Origin of the sequence: Limosilactobacillus panis DSM 6035 (assembly GCF_001435935.1) — a bacterium.
GTDB lineage: Bacteria > Bacillota > Bacilli > Lactobacillales > Lactobacillaceae > Limosilactobacillus > Limosilactobacillus panis.
Genome location: NZ_AZGM01000002.1, coordinates 1 through 239, shown reverse-complemented (window position 1 = coordinate 239; position 239 = coordinate 1). Strand labels below are relative to the sequence as shown.

The window sequence follows — 239 nt, the reverse complement described above, 5'->3', positions numbered from 1 at the left end:
CGTACGTACGGTTCCGTATACGGCGGTTCGACAACTTAATCACTTTGAATTGACTGGAGCGTCTTGGACATATTTATTAGTCCAAGGTGCTCCAGTTTTCTATTTGTTAGAGAATAACTCAAAGTCTTACTGTGTGCGGTTCGCCAGTAGCCCTTACGGGTACTAGCGAAGACATATGCATCACGATAAGACAATCCGAGCCTTTGTAAGTTAGTAATCTTAGTTTTGAATTTCTTCCA

At 41.8% G+C, this 239-nt stretch carries 1 pseudogene; it reads right to left on the bottom strand.

Going from position 1 to position 239, the window contains the following annotated elements:
* Nucleotides 1-35 precede the first annotated feature (35 nt).
* Nucleotides 36-239, bottom strand: a pseudogene (locus FD32_RS00060) (group II intron reverse transcriptase/maturase); the annotation flags it as partial.